The sequence below is a fragment of the Methylomonas koyamae genome (genome assembly GCF_006483455.1).
Classification (GTDB): Bacteria; Pseudomonadota; Gammaproteobacteria; order Methylococcales; family Methylomonadaceae; genus Methylomonas; species Methylomonas koyamae_B.
On the sequence record NZ_PPPU01000058.1, the window covers coordinates 42,434 to 50,497 of the forward strand.

The 8,064-nt window shown below is 50.0% G+C and carries 12 protein-coding genes; all 12 read left to right on the forward strand.

The window, feature by feature from the left end:
• Positions 1–5 precede the first annotated feature (5 nt).
• The 12 genes from casA (at position 6) to cas2e (ending at position 7,998) form a co-directional block, all read left to right on the forward strand.
• Positions 6–1,556, forward strand: a complete 1,551-nt coding sequence (casA, locus tag C2U68_RS20140; RefSeq protein ID WP_140914264.1) for a type I-E CRISPR-associated protein Cse1/CasA — start codon at positions 6–8, stop codon at positions 1,554–1,556.
• The gene (casB, locus tag C2U68_RS20145; RefSeq protein ID WP_140914265.1) at positions 1,553–2,095 is read left to right on the forward strand and encodes a type I-E CRISPR-associated protein Cse2/CasB; all 543 of its coding nucleotides are present in this window, start codon (positions 1,553–1,555) and stop codon (positions 2,093–2,095) included. The genes casA and casB overlap by 4 nt, the downstream gene beginning before the upstream one ends.
• A complete protein-coding gene (locus tag C2U68_RS20150; protein ID WP_064020976.1) occupies positions 2,082–2,339 on the forward strand; it encodes a DUF4160 domain-containing protein in 258 nt (85 codons plus the stop codon). Before casB ends, C2U68_RS20150 begins: the two co-directional genes overlap by 14 nt.
• A 3-nt stretch (positions 2,340–2,342) precedes the next feature.
• A complete protein-coding gene (locus C2U68_RS20155; RefSeq protein WP_064020977.1) occupies positions 2,343–2,585 on the forward strand; it encodes a DUF2442 domain-containing protein in 243 nt (80 codons plus the stop codon).
• An 11-nt stretch (positions 2,586–2,596) separates the two neighbouring features.
• Positions 2,597–3,859, forward strand: coding sequence for a type I-E CRISPR-associated protein Cas7/Cse4/CasC (gene cas7e, locus C2U68_RS20160; protein ID WP_140914266.1), 1,263 nt, complete (start codon positions 2,597–2,599; stop codon positions 3,857–3,859).
• Between the two features lie 2 nt (positions 3,860–3,861).
• Positions 3,862–4,536 (forward strand): type I-E CRISPR-associated protein Cas5/CasD, encoded by a 675-nt coding sequence (cas5e, locus tag C2U68_RS20165; RefSeq protein ID WP_140914267.1) that lies wholly within the window; start codon positions 3,862–3,864, stop codon positions 4,534–4,536.
• A 1-nt stretch (position 4,537) separates the two neighbouring features.
• Positions 4,538–5,266 (forward strand): type I-E CRISPR-associated protein Cas6/Cse3/CasE, encoded by a 729-nt coding sequence (cas6e, locus tag C2U68_RS20170; protein WP_186289690.1) that lies wholly within the window; start codon positions 4,538–4,540, stop codon positions 5,264–5,266.
• A 468-nt stretch (positions 5,267–5,734) separates the two neighbouring features.
• Positions 5,735–6,010, forward strand: a complete 276-nt coding sequence (locus tag C2U68_RS20175) for a type II toxin-antitoxin system Phd/YefM family antitoxin (protein WP_140914269.1) — start codon at positions 5,735–5,737, stop codon at positions 6,008–6,010.
• A gap of 219 nt (positions 6,011–6,229) precedes the next feature.
• Positions 6,230–6,499: a type II toxin-antitoxin system Phd/YefM family antitoxin gene (locus C2U68_RS20180; RefSeq protein WP_140914270.1), complete on the forward strand. Its 270-nt coding sequence runs from the start codon at positions 6,230–6,232 to the stop codon at positions 6,497–6,499.
• Positions 6,500–6,796: a type II toxin-antitoxin system RelE/ParE family toxin gene (locus C2U68_RS20185; protein WP_140914271.1), complete on the forward strand. Its 297-nt coding sequence runs from the start codon at positions 6,500–6,502 to the stop codon at positions 6,794–6,796.
• 10 nt (positions 6,797–6,806) lie between these two features.
• The gene (gene cas1e / locus C2U68_RS20190; RefSeq protein ID WP_140914272.1) at positions 6,807–7,718 is read left to right on the forward strand and encodes a type I-E CRISPR-associated endonuclease Cas1e; all 912 of its coding nucleotides are present in this window, start codon (positions 6,807–6,809) and stop codon (positions 7,716–7,718) included.
• On the forward strand, positions 7,699–7,998 hold the full coding sequence (cas2e, locus tag C2U68_RS20195; RefSeq protein WP_140914273.1) for a type I-E CRISPR-associated endoribonuclease Cas2e: 300 nt from the start codon (positions 7,699–7,701) through the stop codon (positions 7,996–7,998). Before cas1e ends, cas2e begins: the two co-directional genes overlap by 20 nt.
• Positions 7,999–8,064: the final 66 nt, after the last annotated feature.

Below are 8,064 nucleotides of genomic sequence, written 5' to 3' on the forward strand. Positions count from 1 at the left end.
TACCCATGAACCTACTGACCGACGACTGGATACCCGTTGAAATTGCCGGCATGCAGCAACGCATCTCGCTGCAAACCCTGCTTTGCGACGATCCGGATTGCACCATCAAAACCTTCCGTGACGATATGGACTTGGCCACCCTGCAATTGCTGGTTTGTCTGGTACAAGTCGTTTTCATGCCGGACGATAAAAAAGTCCTCAAACAACGCTGGCAGAAGCCATTGACCGTTAGCGAATATCAAGACGGCATCGCAAGCTTTCTGGATTGGTTTGATCTGCTGCATCCCAAAACGCCGTTTATGCAAACGGCTAACGTTACGCCGGAGAAAGGCGATAAAAATTGGGCTTCTTTACAGAAACTGTTTATGGGTTTGCCGGAAAAAACCAGTTCCAGCCCAACATCTAGCGCTTTTTTCGACACAACTGATGAAATAACCAATATCCCAATTGGTGATGCTGCTATTGCCTTATTTCAACAGGCCACTAATGGTTTTAGTTTGGGTGGCGTTGGTTATTCAGTGGGTTTGAAGGGGTCTATGCCGCTAACTACCTTGGTCGTTAGCGAATCGCTGAGAAAATCGATTTGGTGCAACGTGCTTAGTCGAGAATTCCTAGAGCCGTTTGGGATTTTGGATGTCCTGATACCAGAACCTACCTGGATTACTCCGCCGCATAGCCGGTTTACCGAGGAACAAGCCCATCACATCGGCTTAGCCAGAGGCCTATTTTGGCAGCCCGCCAAGGTCAAATTAGCGCTCTGCAATGGCTTGGTAACCGGCTTTTATAAAGAAGCCGGAACCTGCACTGTAAAAGGCTACTGGCAACATCCACATACACCGATCGACATTCTGCGGCTTCAAGCCAACGACCCCAAAGAAAAGCCCTATTTGTCGGGGCAAGGCAATCAGCCCTTATGGGGACAAATGCTCAGTTATTTTTACAGTGCTGAGAACATTAAAACCCTCGACATCAATCGCGGCGGCTACAGCCGGGCCTTAGTCGTGCAGCAGTATCAGGCAGTCTGGCGTGGTGCCGGTATCAAATTAGCAGTAGGCGGTTATATCAAAGGTGGTTCCACCGAGAGTCTGGCCGGGCGCAAACATGAGCTTTACAGCTTGTCGACGGATTGGGACGCAAAAATTTCCGAAATCGATTGCTTGATCAAAATCGGCCTGAATACCCAGCAAAAACTCGATTCCGCCATTCGTAATTTTGCCGACTTAGCCGAAACCACGTTTAAGGATCGCAGGGATGGCAAGCCCAGGCAGCAAACAGGCAAAGAAGGCCATTTTCGCAAAAACCTTCGTAACAAAGCCAAACAGCAATATTTCGACAACTCGGAAACCATCATGCACAGCATTTTGCGCAACCTCGTGTTTGATGATCTTGCGGGATATCAAAAGCGATTTTCACAACTGGCCGAACAGGTTTTCGAGCAAGTGATAAGTCCGTATGAGCACGAGGACAAAATGCTTCAACCTGTGTTGGTGGCACGCCGAAAGCTTGACTATGAGCTAAAAAATTTAAACAAACCCAGTGATGGAGCGACCCCATGAGCCTAGCGCCAACCCCAGAGGACAAACAACGCTACTTGCAAGCCCTGTATGACGAGTATCAGGCTCTAAGCAACGGCGACAAAGCCAGCATTCGCCGCTGTGTGGAACCGGATGACTTGTTGATTACGCCGGCCTTTTTGCGCTTGATCGGTGAAACGCTGGGGCAATTTAACGGCACGGAACGCGCCAACGCCGCTGCATTTTTTGACTATTTACCCAAAATAGCGCGAATTGTGTATTTGTTGCCGTTTGCCAAACTCAACGGTCAATCATTGGGAGAAGTATTCAACGAACGGAAAATCAGCGAACGCCGTTTATTTTTAGTCATGCGTTCCGAATATCCGCAAGACTTGGTACAGCTCCGGCGCTTGTGCCAACAATGCAAGGACGCCGATATTGATGGTCTTAACTTAGCCAATCTATTGCTGTATTGGGGCAAGGATAAAGCCGCCAGTGAAGGCAGCAAACGCCAGTTGATGCGGGATTTTTATTTATCCAACAAACAACCTGCCGAGGAGGCTGTCGATGCCGATTATTAGCCGCTTTCTCGGCATTATTATCACCATGTACTGGTCGGACCATGCACCGCCGCACTTTCACGCCAAATATGGCGAGTACGAAATTATCGTCACTATCGAAGGCGGAGTTATCGAAGGCAAATTTCCCAAACGCGCCTTACAACATGTCTTGGAATGGCTGGAATTACACCAGCATGAGCTATTGGAAAACTGGCAACGCTGCCAAAACCGCCAACCCTTATTACCCGTGCAACCTTTGGAGTAAGCCATGATTTTGCATGTTACCGATGTTCAATACCTACAAAACTACCAACTTAAACTGACCTTTAACGATGGTGTTGCCGGTGTCGTCGATTTAAGTAACGAGCTTTGGGGGGAAATGTTCGAGCCCTTGAAAGACACCCAATTATTCAGCCAAGTGAAGTTGGATAAAGAGCTGGATACCATCGTTTGGGCTAACGGCGCCGATTTAGCCCCGGAATTTTTACGCAACTTGATTCAACCTGCATAGGAACCGCAACCATGTCTAAAAACTTTGTCAATTTTCATATTTTGATGTCCCACAGCCCTTCCTGCTTGAACCGCGATGACATGGGGATGCAAAAAACGGCGGTATTTGGCGGTACGCGGCGAGTAAGGATTTCTAGCCAAAGCCTGAAGCAAGCGATGCGATCATCTAGCTATTACAAAGCAAACTTTCCAGAAAAATCGATCAGAACTAGAGATTTAGGATTACTGTCGGAAAAAATGTATGAGGAATTAAACAACCAAGGCCATGGCATTGAAAAAAAGTGGGTAGAAAAAGCTATTCAAGTATTTAGCAGCAAATCGGTGAGCAGTGAGGAGGAAAACGAAGATGAAATTGTTGCTGATGACACTCAGGAAGAAATGCCTAAATCTGACACCAAAAAAGTGGCTGTTGCGCCTTGGTCAGTTTCAGAATTTAAATTTATCTGTGACAAGATCATTCAAATCTATCAAACCGATTTAACCGAAAAGGAAAGTGAAGCCTTACAGAAAGCTTTGGATAAGGAAAACGCTCGTAAACCAAGTAAGAAAAAACCAAGAAAATCGGCTGATGAAGTTAAAGACGAGTTTATGCTGAAAAAAATCAAGAATGAACTTGAAGCAAGCAAAACTGCGTTAATGACAGCCTGTAGCAGAGCTACGGACATTGCTTTGTCAGGTCGCATGGCTACGTCTGGGCTAATGACTTCCATTGATGCCGCTCTTGCTGTCGCCCACGTCATCACTACCCACACCGTAGACGGCGATTTGGATTGGTTTACCGCCGTGGACGATTTAACCCAGGAAGCCGGAGAAACCGGTTCTGCGCATTTAGACACGCAGGAATTCAGCGCCGGGGTGTTTTACCGCTATGCCTCATTAAACTTGGTGCAACTTCAAGAAAACCTAGGCGAAACCAGCCGGGAAAAAGCCTTGGAAATTGCCGCCCATACCTTGCACATGCTGGCAACCGTGATTCCCGAAGCCAAACGCAACAGTACCGCCGCGGACAATCCGGCGGATTTTGTCTGTGTCGCATTAAGCGATCAACCCATCTCGTTAGCCAACGCCTTTGAAGAGCCGGTTAAAGGCAAATCGGGTTTTCTTAAACCCTCGATTGAGCAATTCATCAACTACAAGGAGCGCGTTTATCAAGGCTATGAGCTAGACGACAAAGTGGCTTTTTTCAGCTTGCACGATACCGGCGCATTGAATGGAAAGGCTTGCCCGTCGTTAAGCAAGCTTGAGAACTGGTTAAAACAAGACGGCGAGGCTTGATCATGCCGGAATTTTTAATTCTCAAATGCCAAGGAGCCATGCAGGCTTGGGGCGGGCATACCTATGAAGATTATCGGCCCAGCCTGATTTTTCCAACCCGTAGCGCGGTGGTTGGTTTGTTGGGGGCATGTTTAGGCATCAATCGTCAACAGCCGGAGCAGCTTAAAAAGCTGAACGACAGTTTTGATTTAACCGTGTTGGCTAATCCGCGACACGTTGAACAACGCCAGTTCAATGACGACCGTAAACCCAAGACAGTCGCTTTGCACAAAATCACCGACTACCACACGGTACTAAACGCCCGTCGTGCCGACGGCGGCAAGCGTGACGATGCGATTGTTTCTCGGCGTGAATATTTATGCGACGCGGAATTTACCTTAGCCTTGGCATTTAAAGATTCGGCGGAATACGATTTGGCAAAAGTCTTGGTAGCAATAAAAGCGCCCAAGTACACCCCCTATTTGGGACGCCGATCTTGTCCTTTACAGCGACCTTTATTCGAGGCGATTGTCGGTGCCGACAATGCCCAGCAAGCATTACAGCAAATCGAAAGCAGTGGCACGCTCTACAGCGAAACCCCGCTAAATAATGCCCATGCCTTGCAAGTGCGCGACCTGCCGTTATTCGCTGAAACGCGGCGCTTCGTCACCCGCCCTGTTTATGTGTTGGGAGGCTAAGATGTATTTCAGTCGTCTGCGTGTGGCCCCCAACCAGCTACCGCAATTTACCAAGCTGTCCCAATATAACCATTACCTGTTACATCAAGTATTGTGGCAGCTGTTTCGTGACAAGCCCGAGCAAGGGCGGGACTTTTTGTTTCGGCAAGATTCTGACAGCCATGGTTTGCCGATTTTTTATTTGTTGTCCAAATATCAGCCGCAACATGATGGAAACATGTGGCTGATCGAAACCAAACCTTTCCAGCCCAAACTAAAAGCGGGCGATCTGCTGTCCTTTAGTCTGCGCGCCAACCCGGTAGAGCAGGTCAAACAGGACCGTAGCGAATCCGAACAGTTGGAACATGCCGAGCAACGCAAAGCTAAAGGATTGCCGGAAAAGCAAACCAAAAAGCGGATTCATCACGATGTGGTTATGCAGCTAAAAAAATCGCTGAGCTATGAAGAGCGGCAATGTTACTCGCAAGCGGAACTGGAACAGCAAGCGGGACAAAAATGGCTGAACGAACGTGGCGAAGCGAATGGTTTTCGAATCCTTTCCGTCACGGCTCAAGGCTATCAGCAACATCATTTCAAAAAGCGGCAAATCAAAATCAGCACTTTGGATTTCACGGGCGAATTGCAAATCACCGACGCCGACAAATTCCGTCACACCCTATTCACCGGCCTGGGCCGGGCTAAGGCATTCGGTTGCGGTTTGCTGATGGTGCGCCGGAGTTATGTGCAATAGCGGCAAAGGGAATCCCTCGAGCATTGTGCAATCACGTTCACGAGGCTTGCCGGACTCTCTTGAATTGTTGCCTTGGCGGCAAGCCTTTGGGGATGTCGTTTGAGTCGGATAACTTGGCGTGCAAGGCTTTTTGCCTCGCGCGCAAGGCTTATATTCTGGCGAGCTAGCCTTTGGGGTTTGCGTTCAAACCTAAAAGCCTTGCGGCCAAGGCGGTTTGCATTGCACGCAAACCGCCGAAGCTTGCGAGTCTGCCTTTTTGGCTTGTGTTTAAACCTAAAGTCCATGTGCGCAAGCCTTTTTAGTTCGCGCGTAAGCCGGAGAACCTTGCGGGCCAGCCTTTTTGGCTTGGGTTTAACCCTAGAAGCCTTGCGAGTAAGTGGCAAAGGCTGGCGAATAAGCCTTGTTGGTCTGACTTATTGGGTTGCCTATTAATTCAGTCTGAATTTATTCTATTGCGAGTAAGGCTACATGAAACCATCGGAAAACATAAAACCCATCAGCTACTTAAAAGCCAACGCGACCGAGGTGATCGAAAAGTTAAAAACCGACCACCAGCCGCTGGTCATCACTAAAAATGGGGAGGCGGCGATGGTGGTTCAGTCGGTTGCCGATTACGAGCAGACCCAGGAAACCCTGGCATTGCTGAAAATGCTGGCACAAAACCAGCAGGGTTTGGCGGAAGGTAAAACGGTTTCCAGCAAAGAGGCTTTTGCCCGTTTGCGGCAACGGCGCGGCCTGGCATGAAATACCGGTACTGCTGACCGAAAACCTGCCGAATCCGGTTTATTGATGATCAATAAGAACAAAATGGTTGTTCACGCGCTATTGGATGGCCGCAGAGATATACAAGACTTGGGACAATCTAAGTCCATTGGCGATGGATTTTTGGCAATATACAGAATCTAACAGCACCTGTTAACAGGTGCTAAAATCAGTTCATAAAAATCACTCCGAGTAAACACCATGAACATCAAATTTTCCGAAGATGTCATTCCCCTTAGCGATCTGAAAGTCAATCCGGGCAAAGTCGTTAATCAGGTAAAAGAAACGCACCGGCCCGTGTTGTTGACTAGCAGAGGCCGGGGCGTAGCAGTGGTTCAGGATCTGGATGACTATGAAAAGAATCAGGAAGAACTCGCCTTCATGAAAGCGGTTGCTCAAGGCTTGATGGATGTCAAAAACGGTCGCGTCATGGAGCTGGCGGAGGTCAAAGCCAAGCTGGGTATCGGCTAAATGAAGCTACTGATTGCTGATTCGGCTTTCAATGACCTCGCGGATATTAAAACCTATTATTTGGAGCAAGGCGTCGGACACATCGGCGATAAGTTTGTCACCGAGATCATTTCCCATCTCGAAATCCTGACGGAGTATCCTGAGATTGGCCGCACAGTTCCTGAATTTTCCGAATCTCATATTCGCGAGTTGATTCATCCACCTTTTCGTGTTGTCTATTGGTTGGACAATCAGATTATCCATGTCATCAGGGTCTGGCGTAGCGAGCGCTTGTTGCAACTGCCTGACTTAAACTAAAAATTGCGGCATGCTCCCACCCCTCAAACCCATCGCCATGAAAGAACGCGTGTCCATGGTCTTCATCGAAAAAGGCCAGATCGACGTCAAAGACGGCGCCTTCGTCGTCATCGACGAAACCGGCATCCGCACCCATATCCCGGTCGGCTCCATTGCCTGCATCATGCTGGAACCCGGCACCCGCGTCTCCCATCACGCCGCCGCGCTGGCGGCCAGAGTAGGGACCTTGCTGGTCTGGGTCGGCGAAGCCGGCGTCAGGCTTTACGCCGCCGGTCAGCCGGGCGGAGCGCGTTCCGATCGCTTGCTGTATCAGGCCAAATTGGCGCTGGACGACGTTGCCCGCTTGAAAGTGGTGCGCAAGATGTACGAAATCCGTTTCGGCGAAAAACCGCCCGAGCGCCGCAGCGTCGAACAACTGCGCGGCATCGAAGGCGCCAGAGTCAGGAAGTTGTACCAATTGCTGGCCAAACAGGCCGGGGTGGAATGGAACGGACGCAATTACGACTACACCCAATGGGACAACAGCGACACCGCCAACCGTTGTCTTAGCGCCGCCACCGCCTGCCTGTACGGCATCTGCGAAGCGGCGGTGCTGGCCGCCGGTTACGCGCCTGCCATCGGCTTTATCCACACCGGCAAACCGCTGTCGTTTGTCTACGATATCGCTGACCTGTTCAAATTCGACGATATCGTCCCCCACGCCTTCAAAATCGCCGCCAAGAACTATCCCAACCCGGAGCGCGAAGTGCGACTGATGTGCCGCGACGTGTTCCGCCAATCCAAAATCCTGCGCAAAATCATCCCCACCATCGAAGAGGTACTGGCGGCCGGCGAATTGGAACTGCCCAAACCGGCCGAGGAAAACATCGCCCCGGCCATCCCCAACCCGGAGAGCATCGGCGATGTTGGTCATCGTAGTTGAAAACGTCCCGCCCAGGCTGCGCGGCCGCTTGGCGGTGTGGTTGATCGAAATCCGCGCCGGGGTTTATGTCGGCGACTTGTCGGCCAAAGTGCGGGAGATGATTTGGGCGCAAATCGAACAAGGCGTAGAGGAGGGCAACGCGGTCATGGTGTGGAGTACCAACACCGAATCGGGTTTTGATTTTTTAACGCTCGGCAAAAACCGCCGCCTGCCGGTGGAACTGGATGGCCTGAAACTGGTGTCGTTTTATCCACCAGACGATGCCGATTTGTCTCCCTAGCCCTCAGGGCAATGTCGTTAAGTTAAGGAAGAGACCGGCTGTTTCAAATCCTGTAGGAGCAGGCCA